Annotated in this window: 18 protein-coding genes and 1 other RNA gene; 16 read left to right on the forward strand and 3 right to left on the reverse strand. The window is 66.2% G+C overall.

Going from position 1 to position 20503, the window contains the following annotated elements; translation table 11 throughout:
• Nucleotides 1-6: 6 nt before the first annotated feature.
• Nucleotides 7-1377, reverse strand: a complete 1371-nt coding sequence (locus tag AC1RUR_RS02500) for an aminotransferase-like domain-containing protein (protein ID WP_492840988.1) — start codon at nucleotides 1375-1377, stop codon at nucleotides 7-9.
• A gap of 49 nt (nucleotides 1378-1426) precedes the next feature.
• Between AC1RUR_RS02500 and AC1RUR_RS02505 the strand changes: the two genes are divergently transcribed.
• On the forward strand, nucleotides 1427-1891 hold the full coding sequence (locus AC1RUR_RS02505; RefSeq protein WP_492840990.1) for a DUF983 domain-containing protein: 465 nt from the start codon (nucleotides 1427-1429) through the stop codon (nucleotides 1889-1891).
• A gap of 57 nt (nucleotides 1892-1948) precedes the next feature.
• Nucleotides 1949-2677 (forward strand): alpha/beta fold hydrolase, encoded by a 729-nt coding sequence (locus AC1RUR_RS02510; protein ID WP_492840992.1) that lies wholly within the window; start codon nucleotides 1949-1951, stop codon nucleotides 2675-2677.
• A 123-nt stretch (nucleotides 2678-2800) separates the two neighbouring features.
• Here the strand turns inward: AC1RUR_RS02510 and rnpB are convergent.
• An RNA gene (gene rnpB / locus AC1RUR_RS02515) (RNase P RNA component class A) lies at nucleotides 2801-3232 on the reverse strand.
• 149 nt (nucleotides 3233-3381) lie between these two features.
• Between rnpB and AC1RUR_RS02520 the strand changes: the two genes are divergently transcribed.
• Both AC1RUR_RS02520 and AC1RUR_RS02525 read left to right on the forward strand, forming a co-directional pair.
• Nucleotides 3382-3732, forward strand: a complete 351-nt coding sequence (locus AC1RUR_RS02520; RefSeq protein ID WP_492840994.1) for a YciI family protein — start codon at nucleotides 3382-3384, stop codon at nucleotides 3730-3732.
• Nucleotides 3732-4964 carry an RNA polymerase sigma factor gene (locus AC1RUR_RS02525; protein ID WP_492841578.1) on the forward strand — a complete coding sequence of 411 codons (1233 nt, stop codon included), beginning with the start codon at nucleotides 3732-3734 and terminating at the stop codon, nucleotides 4962-4964. The genes AC1RUR_RS02520 and AC1RUR_RS02525 overlap by 1 nt, the downstream gene beginning before the upstream one ends.
• 123 nt (nucleotides 4965-5087) lie before the next feature.
• Here AC1RUR_RS02525 and AC1RUR_RS02530 read toward each other — a convergent pair whose 3' ends face one another.
• The gene (locus AC1RUR_RS02530) at nucleotides 5088-5870 is read right to left on the reverse strand and encodes an N-acetylmuramoyl-L-alanine amidase (RefSeq protein ID WP_492840996.1); all 783 of its coding nucleotides are present in this window, start codon (nucleotides 5868-5870) and stop codon (nucleotides 5088-5090) included.
• A 559-nt stretch (nucleotides 5871-6429) separates the two neighbouring features.
• Between AC1RUR_RS02530 and rsmH the strand changes: the two genes are divergently transcribed.
• The 12 genes from rsmH (at nucleotide 6430) to murB (ending at nucleotide 20484) form a co-directional block, all read left to right on the forward strand.
• Nucleotides 6430-7419, forward strand: a complete 990-nt coding sequence (gene rsmH / locus AC1RUR_RS02535; RefSeq protein ID WP_492840998.1) for a 16S rRNA (cytosine(1402)-N(4))-methyltransferase RsmH — start codon at nucleotides 6430-6432, stop codon at nucleotides 7417-7419.
• 3 nt (nucleotides 7420-7422) lie between these two features.
• Nucleotides 7423-7815, forward strand: coding sequence for a cell division protein FtsL (gene ftsL / locus AC1RUR_RS02540; protein WP_492841000.1), 393 nt, complete (start codon nucleotides 7423-7425; stop codon nucleotides 7813-7815).
• Nucleotides 7812-9566 carry a peptidoglycan D,D-transpeptidase FtsI family protein gene (locus tag AC1RUR_RS02545; RefSeq protein WP_492841002.1) on the forward strand — a complete coding sequence of 585 codons (1755 nt, stop codon included), beginning with the start codon at nucleotides 7812-7814 and terminating at the stop codon, nucleotides 9564-9566. Before ftsL ends, AC1RUR_RS02545 begins: the two co-directional genes overlap by 4 nt.
• 84 nt (nucleotides 9567-9650) lie before the next feature.
• Nucleotides 9651-11123 carry a UDP-N-acetylmuramoyl-L-alanyl-D-glutamate--2,6-diaminopimelate ligase gene (locus AC1RUR_RS02550; protein WP_492841580.1) on the forward strand — a complete coding sequence of 491 codons (1473 nt, stop codon included), beginning with the start codon at nucleotides 9651-9653 and terminating at the stop codon, nucleotides 11121-11123.
• Complete coding sequence (locus AC1RUR_RS02555; protein ID WP_492841004.1) at nucleotides 11120-12499, forward strand: UDP-N-acetylmuramoyl-tripeptide--D-alanyl-D-alanine ligase; 1380 nt, start codon at nucleotides 11120-11122, stop codon at nucleotides 12497-12499. The genes AC1RUR_RS02550 and AC1RUR_RS02555 overlap by 4 nt, the downstream gene beginning before the upstream one ends.
• A 168-nt stretch (nucleotides 12500-12667) precedes the next feature.
• A complete protein-coding gene (gene mraY, locus AC1RUR_RS02560; protein WP_492841006.1) occupies nucleotides 12668-13771 on the forward strand; it encodes a phospho-N-acetylmuramoyl-pentapeptide-transferase in 1104 nt (367 codons plus the stop codon).
• A 7-nt stretch (nucleotides 13772-13778) separates the two neighbouring features.
• Nucleotides 13779-15179, forward strand: a complete 1401-nt coding sequence (gene murD / locus AC1RUR_RS02565) for a UDP-N-acetylmuramoyl-L-alanine--D-glutamate ligase (RefSeq protein ID WP_492841008.1) — start codon at nucleotides 13779-13781, stop codon at nucleotides 15177-15179.
• Between the two features lie 34 nt (nucleotides 15180-15213).
• Nucleotides 15214-15507 carry a hypothetical protein gene (locus AC1RUR_RS02570; RefSeq protein ID WP_492841010.1) on the forward strand — a complete coding sequence of 98 codons (294 nt, stop codon included), beginning with the start codon at nucleotides 15214-15216 and terminating at the stop codon, nucleotides 15505-15507.
• 101 nt (nucleotides 15508-15608) lie between these two features.
• Nucleotides 15609-16760 carry a putative lipid II flippase FtsW gene (gene ftsW / locus AC1RUR_RS02575; protein WP_492841012.1) on the forward strand — a complete coding sequence of 384 codons (1152 nt, stop codon included), beginning with the start codon at nucleotides 15609-15611 and terminating at the stop codon, nucleotides 16758-16760.
• Between the two features lie 155 nt (nucleotides 16761-16915).
• Entirely contained in the window at nucleotides 16916-18016 is a 1101-nt protein-coding gene (murG, locus tag AC1RUR_RS02580) for an undecaprenyldiphospho-muramoylpentapeptide beta-N-acetylglucosaminyltransferase (protein WP_492841014.1), read from the forward strand.
• Between the two features lie 139 nt (nucleotides 18017-18155).
• Nucleotides 18156-19559, forward strand: coding sequence for a UDP-N-acetylmuramate--L-alanine ligase (gene murC, locus AC1RUR_RS02585; protein ID WP_492841016.1), 1404 nt, complete (start codon nucleotides 18156-18158; stop codon nucleotides 19557-19559).
• A gap of 4 nt (nucleotides 19560-19563) precedes the next feature.
• Nucleotides 19564-20484 carry a UDP-N-acetylmuramate dehydrogenase gene (murB, locus tag AC1RUR_RS02590; RefSeq protein WP_492841018.1) on the forward strand — a complete coding sequence of 307 codons (921 nt, stop codon included), beginning with the start codon at nucleotides 19564-19566 and terminating at the stop codon, nucleotides 20482-20484.
• The last annotated feature ends 19 nt before the right edge of the window (nucleotides 20485-20503 follow it).

Below are 20503 nucleotides of genomic sequence, written 5' to 3' on the forward strand. Positions count from 1 at the left end.
TTTTTGCTAGACGATTTGTCTCGTGTCGGCGGGCCTGTGCAGCGCGCCGACGAGGATGCGCAGCGCCTCCGTCAATTCCGCCCTGTTGCGCGCCGCGCCCAGCGAGACACGTGCCGCATGCGGCGGCGTTCCATCGACGGTGAAGGCATCGCCGGCGACGACCGCGAGTCCATTCCGCAGCAGATGCGCGGTGACGTCGGGCCGGCCCTCCGGCAGCCGCAGCCACAGATGGTGCGCAGCGGGCTTGGCCAGGAACTGAAGGCCCTTCAGTGCGCGCTGCGCCAACTGCTGGCGGCCGACCGCTTCGCTGCGAATGGCGGTGATGATGCGATCGGCGATGCCGGTCTCGATCCAATGTGTTACCAGCGCGACCATCAGCGGCGCCGGCATCTGGACGGTGGCCTGCAAAGAGCTGCGCATGGCCTGCTGCGTTTCACCGTCGGGCGTCACGAGATAAGCGACGCGCAGTGCCGGCGCGATGCATTTGGACAGCGTAGTGGCCAGATATGTCCGCTCCGGAATGAGGTTCGCGATCGGCGCTGCCGAGCGTTCGAGCAGCCCGTAGGCGTCGTCCTCGATCAGCACCGTGCCGGCATCGCGGATGATCTTTGCGATCGCGCTGCGCCGCTCGGGGAGAAGCGTCGCGGTGGTCGGATTGTGCAGTGTCGGGATGAGATAGACGGCTTTCGGCTTGTGGACGCGGCAGGCCTTCGCCAGCGCATCGGGCAGGATGCCGCCATCATCCATGGCGACGCCGACGAGCTCGATGCCGAGCCGCATTGCTGCGGCCTTGATGCCCGGGAAGGTCAGCGCTTCCGTGAGCACGATGTCGCCGGGCCGGGCGAGATGAGCGAGCAGGTTGAACAGGATCGTCTGCGTGCCGGGAAAGATCACGAGCCTGTCGGCGTTCGCGTGCGGGACGCGGGCGCGCATCCAGCGCGCCCCGACCTCGCGCTCGTGCGCGCTGCCGCCGGGCGGCTGGTAGTTGAGATGCGCCGTCAGGCCCGATTGCGCGCGGATGGCTTCCATCCCGGCGATGATGCGCTCGTCGAGCTGCGCCTCGAGCGGATGCGGCGGTACGTTCATCGAGAGGTCGATCGCGACGGGATGCGGCAGGTCGGCCGCGCGGCGCGCGCTGGTCTCCGACACGAACGAGCCCTGTCCGACGCGGGCTTCCATGATGCCGCGGCGCCGCGCCTCGGTGTAGGCGCGCGTCACCGTGGTGAGGTCGATGCCGAGCGCTTTTGCCAGTGCGCGCTGCGTCGGCAATTGCTGGCCGCGCACCAGCCGGCCGGCGGCGATGTCGGCCTCCATGGCCTCGACGATGCGCTGGTAACGCGGCCCGCTCAGCTCCGAGATTGTAGGGGTCCAATCCATGCAATTCAGGCCCATATCCTTTGAATGTATGGATGCAAGATATTATTGTATGGATCAGCGAAAAGGAAGAGGTGCTGTCATGGCAACCGGTTCAGTCTCTCTGTCGAAGGCGATGTGGCGCGGCTTTCTGGGCAAGTGTCCGAACTGCGGCGAAGGACACGCGTTCGGCCGTTTCCTGAAAGTGGCGGACAGCTGCGACCATTGCGGCGAGGAGCTGTTTCACCAGCGCGCCGACGACTTTCCGGCCTATCTCGTGATGGTCGTGGTCGGCCATCTCGTGGTGCCGGCGATCCTCGCAGTCGAGACCGCCTATGCCCCGGCGGTCTGGCTGCAACTGGTGGTCTGGCTCCCGGTGACGCTGTTCGCCTCGCTCGCGCTGCTGCAGCCGACCAAGGGCGCCATCGTCGGCCTGCAATGGCAGATCGGCATGCATGGTTTTGAGGCCGGCAAGCTCCGGCGCGAGGCCGGTGCGCTTGCGCCCGTCCTCGTGAAGGCGAACACGCGCGCGGCCTGAGCGGGGCGCGTTTACATCGCGCGGCCGCCCGCTACACTTCACCCACAAGCAAGAACGATGGAAACGCCGATGGCCGGACATTCGCCCAAGACCTTCCTGCTCTGCCATGGCGCGTGGTCCGGCGGATGGGCCTGGAAGAAGATGCATCCGCTGATGGCGCAGGCCGGCCACCGTCTGGTCGCGCCGACCTATACCGGGCTCGGAGAACGCGCGCATCTGGCCAATCCCGCGATCGATCTGGAGACGCATATCCAGGACATCCTCAACGTCATCAAGTTCGAGGACCTCAACGACATCGTGCTGCTCGGCCATAGCTATGGCGGCATGGTCGCGACCGGTGTCGCCGACCGCGCGCGCGAGCGCGTGATGCAGCTGATCTATCTCGATGCCTTCGTGCCGCGCGACGGCCAGTCGCTGTTCGATCTCAACGAAAGCGGGCGCGAGCCGGCGCGCAAGGCGGCGGCCTCCGCGGATGGCTATCGCATTCCGCCGAACCCGCCGCCGCCGGATACGCCGCAGGCCGATCTCGACTGGCTCAACGCCCGCCGCGTCGCCATGCCGGTCAAATGCTTCGAGGCCAGCTTGAGGCTCGAACATGGCGAGCCGGCGATGCCGCGCAGCTATATCTATTGCAAGCGCATTCCGCCGGGCGATGTGTTCGGGCAGTTCGCACAGCGTACGAAGAGCGAGAAGGGCTGGCGCTATTTCGAGCTCGATGCGAGTCATGCACCGAACGTCACCGCGCCGGAGGCGGTGATGGGTGTGTTGAACGAGATCGTTGCCTGACCCGCGGCCTGCCAGACATGGTGAGGGGCCCGATGCGCTGACACCGAGCCCCCCGTTACTTTCTTAGCAAGACGCGTTTTCTTCACGCGAACCGGAAACCCACTTCGCTCGAAAACGCTTTAGAATATCAGCCGGCCTGTAAGCCGGGTTCTGTAGGGCACCGTCCGCTTGCGCGCACGATACGTGACGGCCATTCCTCTGGGACCATGTTCGCACATGGCCTCGAGCAACCTACCCGGACGGCGGGCCTGACATCGCCCCGCGGCGTTATCGCTTGCGCGATCGGCCCGCATTTGCCGTCCCTATTCGGTTTTGCTCCCGGTGGGGTTTACCATGCCGGCTCCGTTGCCGCAGCCGCGGTGCGCTCTTACCGCACCTTTTCACCCTTACCTCGCCGAAGCCCCGAAGGGGCGAAGGCGGGCGGTTCGTTCTCTGTGGCACTTTCCCTGGGGTCGCCCCCGCCGGACGTTATCCGGCACCGCATGTCAAGGGAGCCCGGACTTTCCTCCCCGGCGGCCTTTCGGCCGTTGCCGGAGCGGCCGTCCGGCCGACTGACGGGGCAGGCATGGGCATTTATGACGGTTTCGTCAAGCTGATATCGCCGCGCACGTTTTGCCGGGAATAATTTATCCTGAAGATGTCGTTTGGTGCGCGCCCCGTTCGACTGGATGTCGGCAACCCAGCCGAACAACAGGAGTCTAGCCATGCAGTATCTGCTGCTGATCTACCGGAACGAAGCGGAATTGAACAAGATGAGCCCGGCAGACCGTCAGGCGATGTCGGCGGAGTACGGCACGTACACGCAGTCCATCGTCCAAAGCGGACATTTCAAGGCCGGTGACGGACTTCAGCCGACCACGACGGCGACCACCGTCCGCGTGCGCGAGGGCAAGACCCTGACGACCGACGGTCCGTTCGCGGAGACCCGCGAGCAACTCGGCGGCTACTATCTGGTCGAGGCGAAGGATCTCGACACCGCCATTGGGCTGGCTGCGCGGATCCCCGGAGCCAGGGAGGGCTCGATCGAAATCCGGCCGGTCATGATCTACAAGTGATCTCTCCTGCCGACATCGACAAGATCTTTCGCGACGAGGCGGGGCGGGCGCTGGCCACGCTGATCCGCCTCGTCGGCGATTTCGATCTCGCCGAGGACGCGCTCCAGGAGGCCTTTGCCGTGGCGCTGGAGCGGTGGTCGGCGGGCGATGCGCCCGACAATCCACGCGCCTGGCTGGTCAACGTCGCCAAGCACAAGGCGATCGACCGTGTCCGCCGCCAGATTGCCTTTCGCGGCAAGCAGCAGGCGCTGGTGCACGAGCTGGAGCTGAATGCGCAAACGCCGGACGAGCCGCCGGCGATGCTCGACGACGACATGCTGCGGCTGATCTTCACCTGTTGCCATCCCGCGTTCGCGCCCGAAGTCCAGGTCGCGCTGACGCTGCGCACCGTCTGCGGGCTATCGATCGCACAGGTCGCGCGCGCCTTCCTTGTCGGCGAAGACGCGATGGCGCAGCGGCTCGTCCGTGCCAAGCAGAAGATCAGGCTCGCCGGCATCCCCTATGAAGTGCCCGAGCGCGATGCGCTGGCGCCGCGGCTCGATGGCGTGCTTGCCGTGATCTATCTCGTCTTCACCGAAGGCTATGTCGCAACCGCAGGCGCAGACCTGATGCGGCCGGATCTTGCGGCGGAGGCCATCCGGCTCGGCCGTTTGCTCGACCGGCTTCTGCCCGATCGCAGCGGCGTCAAGGGCCTGCTGGCCTTGATGTTGCTGCACGATGCGCGCCGCGCCGGACGCGAGACGTCGGCCGGCGACATCGTTCTGCTGGAAGAGCAGGACCGCACGCTCTGGGATCGCGTGCAGATCGAGGAGGGGCTGCATCTCGTGGACGACGCCTTGCGCGTGCCCGGCCGGCCGCAGGCCTATGCGGTCCAGGCCGCGATCGCCGCGCTGCATGCGCGCGCGCCGAGCTTTGCGGAGACCGATTGGCCGCAGATCGCCGGGCTCTACGAGGTGCTGCTGCGCATCAACCCGTCACCGGTGATCGAGCTCAACCACGCGGCCGCAATCTCGATGGTCGACGGCCCGGCGCGCGCACTCGATCTCGTCGATGCGATTGCCGCGCGCGGCGGACTGGATGGCTACGAGCTGCTGCCCGCGGTGCGCGCGGATCTGTTGCGACGGCTGGGGCGCAAGGACGAGGCGATGATGGCGTATCGCGCGGCGACGGCGGCGACGCAGCTCGAGCCGTTGCGACGGCTCTATGCGCGGAGGATGAGGGAGATGGACTGAGTTTCCGTCATGGCCGGGCCTGTCCCGGCCATCCACGTTCTTCGTGCGCGGAGACAAAGACGTGGATGCCCGGGACAAGCCCGGGCATGACGGAGCAAGAGGTCACAGTCTCGAAGACGTCTGCTATTTCGACGCGATCGCCGTTCCCTCCGCCGGCAAGCTCGCCAGCAGCGCCTGCAATGTCGTCAGCGTCGAATGATCCGCGACCCCATCCAGCCGCGCCGGGCGGAAGTGGCGCTGGAAGGCGGTGACGACTTCCATCGTCGCGGCGTCGTATTTGCCTGATAGCGGCACGCCGTAGCCGTATCTGGCGAGCGCCTGCTGAAGGCTCAGCACCTCGTCGCTGATGGTGCCGAGCATCAGGCTCTCGCCGCGCACGACTGGCGCGGGCGTGACCCAGTGGCCGACGCCGGAATTGGCCAGCGAATGCCAGGGAAATTTCTCGCCGGGATCCTTCTTGCGCGCCGGCGCGACGTCGGAATGGCCGAGCACGCGGTGCGCCGCCACCTTGCGGCGGAGCATGATGCCGCGGCACAGCGCGATCACGGCCGCGATCTGGCGCAGCGGAAACTCCGGATAGCCCCAGTCGTGGCCGCGATTGACGATCTCGATGCCGATCGAGCAGGAATTGACGTCGTCCTCGCCGGCCCAGGACGAGACGCCGGCGTGCCAGGCGCGCCTCGCCTCGGGCACGCATTGCACGATGCGGCCGTCCTCCAGCACGACGTAATGCGCCGACACGTCCGTGCCCGCCGTGCACAGCCGCGCCAGCGCGCCCTCGACGTCGGGCATGCCGGTGTAGTGCAGCACGATCATGTCCGGCTGCCGTCCCTTGTTGCGCTCGCCATGGTTGGGCGAGGGGATGATGTCGGAGACGATCGAGGAATCCGGCTCGAACGTCCGCATGTTCGCCGCGGCCTTGGGAACCGGGAGAACACGTTGACGCTTCGAATCAGTTCCAGATGGCGTGGACGAACCGGACGACATAATCAGCTCAAGTCGGGCAGGAGAGTGGGCCAAGCCCTCATCTTTACCATTCCTTTACCCTCCGCCGTGCGCAATCGCGTGTCGCGGTTAACGGATACATTTTGGGCGGGTGTGTGGATGGGGCATCACCGGCAAGTCTCCTGATCGGACCAAATGACCTTTTCGACTTGTAACGGGCCGATCAACGCTTTCTTAACGCTAAGGGCCGTTACTGAGGGATGAAGAGCCGACCCGCGTCCGGAGGCGGCCAAAGCGTATTTTGGCTCGAAATCCCATGGCTGCCCGACAAATTCCAAGGGGAATACTGGGTTTGCGGCCCGGGACGACCGGGCTCGGTAACCATGTTGGACGAGGGCTTGGTCGTGGAACCGCCGCGACGCGGAATTATTCGAGGCGTGATGGGCTTGCTCGTCCCCGATCTCTTGTGGGCGTTCGGCAGGCTTGGCCTCAACAGGCTTGGCGTCAGCAGGCTTGGCGCATGAGCGCGGTTCCGCACATCCCCGTGCTCGGCCGTGAGGCCGTCGACCATCTCGCCCCGCGCACAGGCGGGATCTATGTCGACGCCACCTTCGGCGCCGGCGGCTACAGCCGCGCCATCCTCGACGTGCCTGGAACCCGACTCATCGCGATTGACCGCGACCGCACGGCAATCGCTGGCGGCGCCGAACTGGTTGAGCGCTCCGCCGGTAGGCTGACACTGGTCGAGGACCGCTTCTCCAATCTCGCCGAGGTCTGTGCGGCACAAGGCGCCGAGACCGTGGACGGCGTCGTGATGGACGTCGGGGTGTCCTCGATGCAGCTCGACCAGGCCGGCCGCGGCTTCTCGTTCCGCCTCGACGGTCCGCTCGACATGCGGATGGGGCAGGCGGGCCCGACGGCGGCGGACGTGGTCGCGCGCGCCTCGGAAGCCGATCTTGCCGACATCATCTATCTCTTCGGCGAGGAGCGGCATTCGCGCCGCATCGCCCGCGCCATCGTTGCCGATAGGCAGGAGACGCCGTTCACGACCACGCGCGCACTCGCCGATCTCGTCGGCCGGGTGGTGCGTTCGAAGCCCGGCGACATTCATCCGGCGACGCGGACGTTCCAGGCCCTGCGCATCTTCGTCAACGAGGAGCTCGAGGAGCTCCAGACCGCGCTCATTGCGGCCGAGCGCGTGCTCAAGCCCGGTGGCCGGCTCGTGGTGGTCTCGTTCCATTCGCTGGAAGACCGCATCGTCAAGAATTTCCTTGGCCTGCGGTCCAAGACCGGCGGCGGCTCGCGGCACCTGCCGGAAGTGTCGCAAACCGCCCCGAGCTTTCAGCTCCTGACGCGGCGGCCTGTCGTCGCCGGTGAGGACGAAGTTGCGCATAATCCGCGCGCGCGTTCGGCAAAACTGCGTGCCGCGGAGCGCACCGACGCGCCCGCGCACAAGGACGATGAGTCCTCGTCCTGGCCAAGACTTTCCGACGTGATGAGGGGAGGCTAGGGCATGCGCTTCATCCACCTCCTCGTCATCGGCGCGCTGATCTTCGCGGCGGCCCATGTCTACCGGATCAAGATGGACTCCACCGCGCGCACCGAGAAGGTGTTGCGGCTGCATGCGGAGATCCGCGAGCAGCGCGATGCGATCGCCTCGCTCCGCTCCGAATGGGCCAAGCTCGACGCGCCTTTGCGCCTGCAGGGCCTGTCCGACCGGCATCTGCCGCTCAAGCCGGTCAACGGCATGCAATATGATTCCTTGAAGAACTTGCCGGAGCGTCCGCCGCGGATGTTCAGGCCGGGCGAGCCCGACCCGATCGGGGCCATGCTCAACACCATCGAAGCCGCGAGCGATCCTGACACCGTGACGGGCTCCGTGCCTCAGCCCGAGGACAAGCAATGAGCGCTCTGACCCCGGCCAAACCGACCGAAAGGCCGACCGAACCGTGGCGGCAGCGGCTGATCCGCAGCCTGCTCTACGGGCGCAATGTCGATCGCGCCGCGAAGGCGCGTGCGCGCGTCGGGCTGGCGATGCTCGCCTTCGCCTCGGTCTATGCCCTGATCGGCGGCCGGCTCGTGATGTTCGCCATCGGTGCCGACGCTCACAGTGCGCGCCGTGCGGCGTCCCAGGAGGTGGTTGCGACCGCGCGGCCCGACATCGTCGACCGCAACGGCGCTATCCTGGCGACCGACGTCAAGGCGTCGAGCCTGTTCGGCGAGCCGCGGCGCATCATCGACAAGGACGAGGCGATCGAGCTTCTGACCGCCACCGTGCCCGACCTCGACGAGGCCGAGGTGCGCGAGCGCCTGAAGACACGCAAGGGCTTCGTCTGGCTGAAGCGCGAGATCACGCCGAAGCAGCAGCAGGACATCCACAAGCTCGGCATTCCCGGCATCGGCTTCCTGCGCGAGAACAAGCGCGTCTATCCGACCGGCAACGAGGTTGCCCACCTCATCGGTCTCGTCAACATCGACAACCAGGGCATCGCCGGCATGGAGAAGTGGCTCGACAATCAAGGGCTCGCCGATCTCCATCGCGCGGGCTTTGCCACCGATCGCCTGCAGAAGCCGATCGAGCTCTCGGTCGATCTGCGCGTCGAGCACGCGCTGCGCGACGAGCTCTTGAAGGCCAAGGAAAAGTATCACACCAAGGCCGCCTCCGGCATCGTCTCCAACGTCAAGACCGGCGAGATCGTCGCGATGGTCTCGCTTCCGGACTTCGACCCGAACAATCCGAAGGAAGCACACGACCCCGACCGCATCAACCGCCTGACCACCGGCGTCTACGAGATGGGCTCGACCTTCAAGGCATTCACGCTGGCGATGGCGCTCGATTCCGGAAAGATCAATCTGAACTCGTCGTGGGATGCGCGCGGAAACCTGCACTACGGCAAGTTCACCATCCACGACAGCCACGCGCTCGGACGGTTCATCAACACCAAGGAAGTGTTCACCTATTCGTCCAACATCGGCGCGGCGCGCATCGCGCTCGGCCAGGGCGTCGAGGCGCACAAGGCGTTCCTCGCCAAGATGGGCCAGCTGACGCGGCTGCGCACCGAGCTGCCGGAGAGCGCGGCGCCGCTGATTCCGCGCCGCTGGGGTGAATTGAACACGGTGACCATCGCGTTCGGCCAGGGCATGTCGGTGGCGCCGCTCCAGGCGGTGATGGGCATCAACGCGCTGGTGAACGGCGGCTACCTGATTCCGCCGACCTTCATGAAGCGCAGCGAATCCGAGGCGGCGGCGATGGCCAAGCGCGTCATCAAGACGGAGACCAGCGACAAGATGCGGTTCCTGATGCGGCTCAATGCCGAAATCGGGACTGCCAAGACCGCGGACGTCAAGGGCTACTATGTCGGTGGCAAGACCGGCACGTCCGAGAAGGTCATCAACGGCCGCTATGCCAAGAAGCGCGTGCTCAACTCCTTCACCGCGATCATGCCCTGCGACGATCCGAAATATCAGATCCTGATCATGCTGGACGAGCCGCAGGCGATCCCTGAAACGAAGGGTTTCATCACCTCGGGCTGGAATGCGGTGCCGACCGGCGGCAAGGTGATCGAGCGGATCGCGCCGCTTCTGGGCGTCGAGCCGCGGTTCGACCTGCCGCCGTCCGAGCGCCTTATTCTTGCAGCATCCAGGACAACCCAGTAATCAACCGGGGTGGCCATCGCCGCCGCTGAGTCGGGATTTTCCCGGGAATTCGGCTTTCCGGCAGGGCATGTCGACTGGAAGACCATGAAGCTGCGCGACCTCTCAGGTCAGGATGTTCTGGGCAATGATGCCGTCATCGCGCCCGCCGTCGCGGCGCTCGAGGTGACGGGGCTTGCCCTCGACAGCCGCGTGGTCAGGCCGGGCGATCTCTTCTTCGCGCTCGCAGGCAGCAAGACCGACGGCGCACGCTTCATCGACGCTGCGATTGCCGCAGGTGCGGTGGCGGTGGTCGGCGATCATGCGCCGGAGGGCGGCAAAGTGCCGTTCATCGCGGTGGCCAATCCGCGCCGCGCGCTGGCGCTGGCGGCGGCAAGATTCTTTCCGGCGCAGCCCGCAACCATCGCCGCGGTGACCGGCACCAGCGGCAAGACCTCGGTCGCGGCGTTCACGCGCCAGATCTGGCAGCGGCTCGGGCACGCCTCCGCCAGCATCGGCACCATCGGCCTCGTCTCGCCCAAGCGCACGGTCTACGGCTCGCTGACCACGCCGGATCCGATCGCGCTGCACCGGCAGCTCGACGAGATCGCGCGCGAGGGCGTCACGCATCTCGCCTTCGAGGCGTCCTCGCACGGGCTCGACCAATATCGCCTCGACGGCGTGCGCGTCTCCGCGGGCGGCTTCACCAATCTGTCGCGCGACCACATGGATTACCATCCGACCGTCGCGCATTATCTTGCGGCAAAACTCCGGCTGTTCCGCGAGCTGGTCCCGCCTGATGGCGCGGCCGTGATTTCGGCCGATCATGATTGCTCGGCGGAAGCGATCGACGCCGCGAAGGCACGCGGCCTGCGCGTGATGGCGGTCGGCCGCAACGGCGACGGGGCAGGCGAGGGCATCCGTCTCGCCGATGTCGAGGTCGAGGGCTTCTCGCAGAAGCTCGCACTTGAACATCGCGGCAAGCGTTACGTGGTCCGGCTGCCGCTGGCCGGCGAATTCCAGATCGAGAACGCGCTGGTGTCCGCCGGCCTCGCGATCGGCACCGGCAGCGATGCTGCAGGCGTGTTTGCGAGCCTCGAGCACCTCGAAGGCGCCAAGGGCCGGCTCGAGCGCGTCGGCGAGCGCAACGGCGCGCCGATCTTCGTCGACTATGCGCACAAGCCGGATGCGCTGGCGAAGGCGCTCCAGGCGCTGCGTCCTTACGCGAAGCGCAGGCTGGTCGTCGTGTTCGGCGCCGGCGGCGACCGCGATGCCGGCAAGCGTCCGATCATGGGCGGGATCGCGGCCGAGAATGCCGATGGCATCATCATCACCGACGACAACCCGCGCAGCGAGAAGCCGGAAGCGATCCGTGCCGCGATCCTCGCCGCGGCGAAAGGCGCGCGCGAGATCGGCGACCGCGCCGAGGCCATTCGCGCCGCGATCGAGGAGCTGGAAGAGGGCGATGCGCTGCTGATCGCCGGCAAGGGCCATGAGACCGGGCAGATCGTCGGCGGCGAGGTGCTGCCCTTCAGTGATCACGAGGCGGTTGCCGCCGCACTAGCATCGAGGGGCGCATGAGCGGGCCACTATGGACGGTTGCGGAGGTGGCGCGTGCGCTGGGTGTTGCCGGATCATTCCCGGACACGCCGATCGACTTCGTGACGCAGGACAGCCGCCTGGTGAAGCCGGGCAGCCTGTTCGTCGCCTTGAGCGGCACGCCGAGCGGCGGCTTCATCTCGGCCTTCGCCAGCGCGCGCGACGGCTGGGAGTTCGCCGACAAGGCGGAGGCTTCCGGCGCGGTCGCGATGATCGTGCCGCACGAGATCGCGGGCATCGGCATTCCCCAGATCGTCGTCAAGGACACGCTGATCGACGGCCTCTGGGGCCTCGCGCGCGCCGCACGCGCGCGTTTCAAAGGCCCGGTGATCGGCCTCACCGGCAGCGCCGGCAAGACCAGCACCAAGGAATTCCTGGCGGCCTATCCGAACGCCTATGCCAGCCCGTCCAGCTTCAACAATTTCTGGGGCGTGCCGCTGACGCTGTGCAATGCCAGGCCCGACGCCAGCCTCTGGGTCGTCGAGATGGGCATGAACCAGACCGGCGAAATCGCGCGGCTCAGCGAGTTGACGCGGCCGACGGTTGCGCTCGTCGTCAACGTCCAGCCCGTGCATCTGGAGAAGCTCGGCTCGCTCGAGGCCATCAGGCGCGAGAAGGTCTCGATCGCGCTCGGCCTGCCCGAGGATGGCGTGCTGGTGCTGCCCGCCGGGCTCAAGGCGTCCGAATGGAAAGGCAAGGTCATCCGCTTCGGCGAGAAGGCCGAGGTGCACGAGGTCAAGCACGCGCCGCATGGCGAGGGCTGGCAGGTGCTGGCCGCGATCGGCAAGAAGGAGATCGCCTTCAGCCTGACGCCGGGTGCGCCGCACCGCGTCCAGAATGCGCTCGCCGCGCTCGCTTCGATCCGCGCGGCGAATCTCGATGTCGCGACGCTCGCGATCAAGCTCGACCGGGTCGGCATCATGACCGGTCGCGGCGTCGAGCAGGCGGTCGGCGGCGTCACCGTGATCGACGACAGTTTCAACGGCAATCCGGCCAGCGTGGCTGCTGCGCTGCAAAGCCTCCAGGCACGTCACATGACCGGCGGCCGCCGCATTGCGGTGCTCGGCGACATGCTGGAACTGGGCGATGCCGCACCGAGCTACCACACCGGCCTTGCCAGGCACCTCGAAGGGATCGATGGCGTCTATTGCGTCGGCCCCCTGATGCGTCATCTCTATGACGTATTGCCATCAGGCAAGGGCCTCGGCTGGCACGACGATCCCGCGACGCTGAAGCCGGGCGAGGTCGCGAGCCTGCTGAAGGCAGGCGATGTGGTGGTTGTCAAGGGCAGCAAGAAGATGTTCTGGGTCAACAAGTTTGTGCCGGGCCTAGTGGCCGCCTTGCAGGCAAAGGCATAAACTGCTTGGAAGGCGCTGTTCCCAATCCGACTCTTTGCGGCGCGAAGCCGTCCGGTTTCCCAGAGGTCGCCCGACCCCACAATGAAGACCAGCGAATGCGCGTGAGGCAGGTCGAGGCCGAAGGCCGAGAACAAGACCGCGTGCGAAAGGCGCCATAGGACCGACTGAATGTTTTACTGGCTGATCGAGCTCTCCAATACATTTCCGGGCTTCGGTGCAGTTCGCACCGTTCTGAACGTCTTCCGCTACATCACCTTCCGCACCGGCGGCGCGGTCGTCACCGGCGCGCTGTTCGTGTTCCTGTTCGGGCCCTGGATCATCGATCACTTGCGCATCCGCCAGGGCAAGGGCCAGCCGATCCGCACCGACGGCCCGCAATCGCATCTCAGCAAGAAGGGCACGCCCACCATGGGCGGGCTGATGATCCTGTCCGGTCTCACCGTCGGCACCGTGCTGTGGGCCAATCCGCTCAATCCTTATGTCTGGATCGTGCTCGCCGTGACGCTCGGCTTCGGCTTCGTCGGATTCTACGACGACTATCTCAAGGTGACCAAGCAGACCACGACCGGCTTCGGCGGCAAGCTCCGCCTGCTGATCGAGGCGGCGATCGCGCTGGTTGCCTGCTACGCACTGGTGCGGCTGAACCGCGATCCCGCGTCCACCGCGCTGACGATTCCTTTCCTGAAGGACACCGTGCTGCATTTCGGCTGGTTCTTCGTGATCTTCGGTGCCTTCGTCATTGTCGGCTCCGGCAACGCGGTGAACCTCACCGACGGTCTTGACGGTCTCGCCATCGTCCCCGTGATGATCGCGACAGCGAGCTTTGCGATGATCGCCTATCTCGCCGGCAACGCTGTGTTCGCCGAATATCTCCAGATCAAATATGTCGCCGGCACCGGCGAACTCGCGGTGCTCTGCGGCGCGCTATTGGGCGCTGGCCTCGGTTTTCTCTGGTTCAATGCTCCACCAGCGTCGATCTTCATGGGCGACACCGGCTCGCTCGCGCTCGGCGGCATGCTGGGCGCGATCGCGGTCGCGGTGAAGCACGAGATCGTGCTCGCGGTGATCGGCGGCCTGTTCGTGCTGGAAGCGGTCTCCGTCATCGTGCAGGTGGTCTCCTTCAAGCTCACGGGCAAGCGCATCTTCCGCATGGCGCCGATCCACCACCATTTCGAGCAGCTCGGCTGGACCGAGCCGCAGATCGTGATCCGCTTCTGGATCATCTCGGTGATGCTGGCGCTCGCCGGCCTGTCGACGCTGAAGCTGCGGTGATCGATCGATGATCCCGGTCACTTCCTTCGCCGGCAAGACGGTCGCGGTGTTCGGCCTCGGCGGCTCGGGGCTGGCGTCCTGCCACGCCTTGAAGGCCGGCGGCGCCGAGGTGATCGCTGCCGACGACAATGCAGAGAACGTCGCCAAGGCCGCGCAGGCCGGCTTCATCACCGCCGATTTGCGCAATGTCTCCTGGGCGAATTTTGCCGCGCTGGTGCTCGCGCCCGGCGTGCCGCTCACCCATCCGGTGCCGCATTGGAGCGTCTTGAAGGCGCGCGAGGCCGGCTGTGAGGTGATCGGCGACATCGAGCTGTTCTGCCGCGAGCGGCGGCGGCACGCGCCGGATGCGCCGTTCGTCGCCATCACCGGCACCAATGGCAAGTCGACCACGACGGCGCTGATCGCGCATTTGACCAAGGTTGCCGGTTACGACACCCAGATGGGCGGCAATATCGGCACCGCGATCCTGTCGCTGGAGCCGCCGCGCATGGGCCGCGTCCACGTCATCGAGATGTCGTCCTACCAGATCGACCTCACGCCCTCGCTCGATCCCTCGGTCGGCATTTTGCTCAATGTCAGCGAGGACCATATCGACCGGCACGGCACCATCGCGCACTATGCCGCGGTGAAGGAGCGCCTCGTCGCAGGCGTCCAGGCCGGCGGCACCTCGATCGTCGGCGTCGACGACGGCTTTTGCCGCGACATCGCCGACCGGCTCGACCGCGCCGGCAAGAATGTGGTGCGCATCTCCGTCAAGAACCCGCTGGCGAGCGGCATCCATGTCGAGCACGGCACCATCGTGCGGACCGCGGGCGGCGCGCGCAGCGAGGTCGCCGCGCTCGGCGGCATCGGCTCGCTGCGCGGCCTGCACAACGCGCAGAACGCAGCCTGCGCGGCGGCTGCCGCGCTGGCCATGGGCATCAGCCTCGACGTGCTGCAGGACGGTCTGCGCAGCTTTCCGGGCCTTGCGCACCGCATGGAGCAGGTCGGCCGCCGCGGCAATGTGCTGTTCGTCAACGACTCCAAGGGCACCAATGCGGATGCCACCGCGCATGCGCTGTCGTCCTTTGCCGACATCTTCTGGATCGCCGGCGGCAAGCCGAAGGCGGGCGGTATCACCAGCCTCACGGGCTTCTTCCCGCGTATCCGCAAGGCCTATCTGATCGGCGAGGCCGCGCAGGAGTTTGCCGGAACGCTCGGTGCGCAGGTGACGCACGAGATCAGCCAGACGCTCGATGTCGCAGTCGAGCACGCCGCGCGCGATGCGGAGGCATCAGGCCTCACCGACGCGGTCGTGCTGCTGTCACCCGCCTGCGCGTCGTTCGACCAGTACCGCAACTTCGAGATCCGCGGCACAAAATTCCGCGAGCTGGTGCAGGCACTGCCGGGTGTGAAGCCGGTGGTGTGAATACGCCGAAATCAACGGCCAAGTGGGATGACGTATGAATTTGGTAGGCGCGTGGCTGGTTGATGAGACCGATCAGTTGGCTCTGACCCGCCTAGGGAGTGTCCTGCTTGAGTTCGATGAAAGTGGTGGGCTGCGCTACACAATTCGCGAGCAGGACAAGCGTCAAATTGTCAATCTTCGATATCGGGTGGAGGGCTCGACGATTGTCACCGACCAGCCCTCGGCGCCACAGGTTGAGCGCACGCAATTCTCGTTTGCGAAGAATGGTGTTCTGACCCTCGCCTTTGGCGGTGTGCCGTATCGGTTTGTCAGAGCGCCTTGTCCGTAGTCCAGTCCGAGTACTTCCCTCAAAAGTTACCCTCCGCATTAACCCCCCGGTAACCAACCTCGGCGACCAATGGACCGACCTCTGTCCGAAAGCGGCCGCCCATGCTCTCCCGTGAAGAACGCACCCCCTTTTCCGAGTGGTGGTGGACCGTCGACAAGCCGCTGATGGGCGCCATTTTGGCGCTGATGCTCACCGGCGTGATCCTGTCGCTGGCGGCGAGCCCGCCGGTTGCGACCCGCATCGGGCTCGATCCCTTCCACTTCTTCAGCCGCCACGTGATGTTCCTCCTCCCGTCCTGCCTGGTGCTGCTCGGGGTCTCCTTCCTGTCGCCGCGCGCGATCCGCCGCTCGGCGCTGATCATCTTCGCAGCCAGCATCATCCTGATCGTGCTGACGCTCGCGATCGGCCCCGAGGTGAAGGGCTCGCGGCGCTGGATCACGCTGCTCGGCGTCAACATCCAGGCCTCCGAAATCGCAAAGCCTTCGTTCGTGGTGATCGCCGCCTGGCTGTTTGCGGAATCGACCAGGCGGCCGGAGATGCCGGCGACCTCGATGGCGCTGGTGTTGCTGATGATGCTGGTCTCGCTGCTGGTGATGGAGCCGGATTTCGGCCAGACCATGCTGATCCTGATGGTGTGGGGCTCGCTGTTCTTCATCGCGGGCATGCGCATGATCTGGGTGTTCGGTCTTGCGGGCGCCGCCGCGGCCGGCCTGTTCAGCGCCTATCTGTTCGTGCCGCACGTGGCGGGACGCATCAAACGCTTCATGAATCCGGCCTCGGGCGACACCTTCCAGGTCGATACCGCCATGGAAGCGTTCTACAACGGCGGATGGTTCGGGCTCGGACCGGGCGAGGGCATCGCCAAGCGCAGCCTGCCGGACAGCCACACCGACTTCGTGTTCGCGGTCGCGGCCGAAGAGTTCGGCATCATCCTGTGCCTGGCGATGCTGGCGCTGTTCGCCTTCGTCGTCATCCGCACGCTGTCGCGCGCCTACGCCAATGAGGACATGTTCTCGCGCTTCGCGGCCTCGGGCCTTGCGATCCTGTTCGGCGTGCAGGCGGCGATCAACATGTCGGTCAACCTCCAGCTCATCCCCGCCAAGGGCATGACGCTGCCTTTCATCTCCTACGGCGGCTCCTCCATCGTCTCGCTCTCCTATGGCGTCGGCATGATGCTGGCGCTGACGCGGCTGCGCCCGCGCACCGAGGTCGAGGCCAGCGGCCACGCCGAGGCGATGCGCAGCTACGCGTAGTCGTCAATGTGGACGCGTAGCCCGGATGGAGCGAAGCGCAATCCGGGAAAGTCTCACCGCGGATAGACCGCCCCGGATTACGCTTACGCTCCATCCGGGCTACGAACTCTTCGCTGCGCTCGCAATGACGGCGGAGGCCTTGTAAAAGGGCGTCCATGGACACCTCCCCCCTGATTCTTCTCGCCGCGGGCGGCACCGGCGGCCATCTGTTTCCGGCCGAGGCGCTCGGCGTCGAGCTGATCCGGCGCGGCTTTCGCGTCCGTCTCGTCACGGACGAGCGCGCGCTGCGCTATAGCGGGCTGTTCAGCAAGGACATGATCGACGTCGTCTCGAGCGAGACCGCGCGCGGCCGCAATCCGTTGCAGCTCGCCTATGCCGGCCTCACGCTTGCCATGGGCACGCTGTCCGCCTACGGCCTGATCAAGCGATTGAAGCCGGTCGCCGTCGTCGGCTTCGGCGGCTATCCGACGCTGCCGCCATTGGTCGCGGCGAAATTCGCCGGCGTGCCCGGCATCATCCACGACGCCAATGCGGTGCTCGGCCGCGCCAACCGGTTCCTGTCGAGCCGCGTCCGCGCCATCGCGACGTCGCTGCCCGGCGTGCTCGACCGCGACCCCGCGCTGTCAGGCAAGACCACGACCGTCGGTACGCCGATGCGGCCGGCGATCCTCGCCGCAGCCGCCGTGCCCTATGTCGCGCCGGAAGCGAACGGGCCGCTGCGCCTGCTCGTCGTCGGCGGCAGCCAGGGCGCGCGCATCATGGCCGACATCGTGCCGGGCGCGATCGAGCGGCTCGAGCCTGCGCTGTGGAGCCGGCTCGTGCTGACCCAGCAGGTCCGCTCCGAGGACATGACTCGCGTCCGCGCCGTCTACGACAAGCTCAAGATCAAGGTGGAGCTGGCGCCGTTCTTCACCGATCTGCCGGCGCGGCTCGCCTCCAACCATCTGATTGTGTCGCGCTCCGGCGCCGGCACCGTCGCCGAGCTCGCTGCGATCGGGAGGCCCTCGATCCTGGTACCGCTGCCGGGCTCGATCGACCAGGACCAGTTCGCCAATGCCGGCGTGCTGGCCAAGGTCGACGGTGCGATTCGCATTCCGCAGACCGAGTTCACCTCGGATCGGCTGGCGTCCGAAATCTCCGCCTTCGCCGCCGAGCCGGCGCGCCTTGCCGCCATGGCTGCGGTCGCGAAGGGGGCAGGGCGGCTCGATGCCGCCGAGCGGCTGGCCGATCTGGTGGTCAAGGTCGCGGGACTCTGAGCGTAAACGGACCGATTTTCGTATTTTTGCCGTCATGGCCGGGCTTGTCCCGGCCATCCACGTCTTGCATGAAGTAGCTTGGGATTCGTGGATGCCCGGGACGAGCCCGGGCATGACGACGGAACCCATGGGATAAAACATGAGACTGCCGCGCGAGATCGGACCCATCCACTTCGTCGGGATCGGCGGGATCGGCATGAGCGGGATCGCCGAGGTGCTGGTCAATCTCGGCTATGCCGTGCAGGGCTCGGACGCTTCCGACAATTACAATCTCGACCGCCTGCGCAAGAAGGGCGCCAAGGTCTCGGTCGGCCACAAGGCCGAGAATGTCGACGGCGCCGAGGTCGTCGTGGTGTCCACCGCGATCAAGCGCGACAATCCGGAACTGATGGCGGCGCGCGAACGGCGCATTCCCGTGGTGCGCCGCGCCGAGATGCTGGCCGAGCTGATGCGGCTGAAGAGCTGCGTCGCGATCGCCGGCACCCATGGCAAGACCACGACGACCACGATGGTCGCGACGCTGCTCGACGCCGGCGGGCTCGATCCCACCGTCATCAACGGCGGCATCATCAATGCCTACGGCTCCAATGCGCGGCTCGGGGCCGGCGACTGGATGGTCGTGGAAGCCGACGAGAGTGACGGCACGTTCCTGAAGCTGCCGACCGATGTCGCGATCGTCACCAATGTCGATCCTGAACATCTCGATCACTTCAAGACCTTCGAGGCGGTGCAGGACGCCTTCCGTCATTTCGTCGAGAACCTGCCGTTCTACGGCTTTGCCGTGATGTGCATCGACCATCCCGTGGTGCAGAGCCTCGTCGGCAAGATCGAGGATCGCCGCATCATCACTTATGGCGAGAACCCGCAGGCCGATGTGCGGTTCGTCGATCTCACCCCGATGGGCGGCGGATCGAAATTCAAGGTCGCGTTCCGCGATCGCAAGACCGGCGCGGTGCACGAGATTTCTGATCTGATGCTGCCGATGCCGGGACGTCACAACGCGTCCAACGCGACCGCCGCGATCGCGGTCGCGCGCGAGCTTGGCGTCTCGGACGAGGCGATCCGCAAGGCCATCGCCGGCTTCGGCGGCGTCAAGCGCCGCTTCACCAAGACAGGCGAATGGAACGGCGTCACCGTGATCGATGATTACGGCCACCACCCCGTCGAGATCGCGGCGGTGCTGAAGGCGGCGCGGGAATCCACCAACGGCAGGATCGTCGCCGTGGTGCAGCCGCATCGCTACACCCGCCTGCAATCGCTGTTCGAGGAATTCTGCACCTGCTTCAACGATGCCGATGCGGTTGTCGTCGCCGACGTCTATGCCGCCGGCGAAGCGCCGATCGACGGCATCGATCGCGATCATTTCGTCGAAGGCCTCCGCGCGCACGGGCATCGCGAAGTGGTGCCGCTGCCCGCGGCGCCGGAGCTCGCGGGCATCGTCAAGGGACTGACGAAGTCCGGCGATCTCGTCGTGTGCCTCGGCGCCGGCAACATCACGCAATGGGCGTATGCGCTGCCCGGTGAATTGAAAGCGCTGGGTTAGGGCGGTGGAATATCCCGACATCACGCCGGAGCTGAAGGCGGCGATGCCCGAGCTTCGCGGCCGGCTGCTCGCCAACCAGTCGCTCGCCGAGCTGACCTGGTTTCGCGTCGGCGGTCCCGCGCAGGTGCTGTTCACGCCGGCGGACGAGGACGATCTCGCTTATTTCCTTGCGCACCTTGCGGCCGACATTCCCGTCTACGTCGTCGGCGTCGGCTCCAACCTGATCGTGCGCGACGGCGGCATTGCCGGCGTGGTGATCCGTCTTGCGCCGCGCGCCTTTGGCGAGGCGAGCGCGAGCGGCGATATCGTCACAGCGGGCGCGGCCGCACTCGACAAGCGCGTTGCGGAGGTCGCCGCCTCCGCCAATATCGGCGGGCTCGAATTCTATTTCGGCATTCCCGGCACCATCGGCGGCGCGCTGCGCATGAATGCGGGCGCCAATGGCGGCGAGACCAAGGACGTGCTGATCGAGGCGCGAGGCGTGGCGCGCGACGGCACGAAGCACACCTTCTCCAACGCCGACATGAAGTTCGTCTACCGCAACAGCGGCGTCGACCCATCCGTCATCTTCACGTCCGCGCGCTTTTGCGGTGAGGTCAAGGATGCGGAGGCGATCCGCGCGCGCATGGCGCAGGTGCAGAGCCATCGCGAGACCGCGCAGCCGATCCGCGAAAAGACCGGCGGCTCGACCTTCAAGAATCCGCCCGGCCATTCCGCCTGGAAGCTGGTGGATGCCGCCGGCTGCCGGGGCTTGCGCGTCGGCGGCGCTGAGGTCTCCGAGATGCACTGCAATTTCCTGATCAACACCGGGGACGCCACCGCGCACGACATCGAGACGCTCGGCGAGACCGTGCGCGAGCGCGTGAAGGCCAATTCCGGAATCGAGCTGCACTGGGAAATCAAGCGGATCGGGGTTTCCGGCTAACCTGGACAAGCGACGAGAA

The organism is Bradyrhizobium sp. GW821-FHT12B03, from assembly GCF_058807535.1.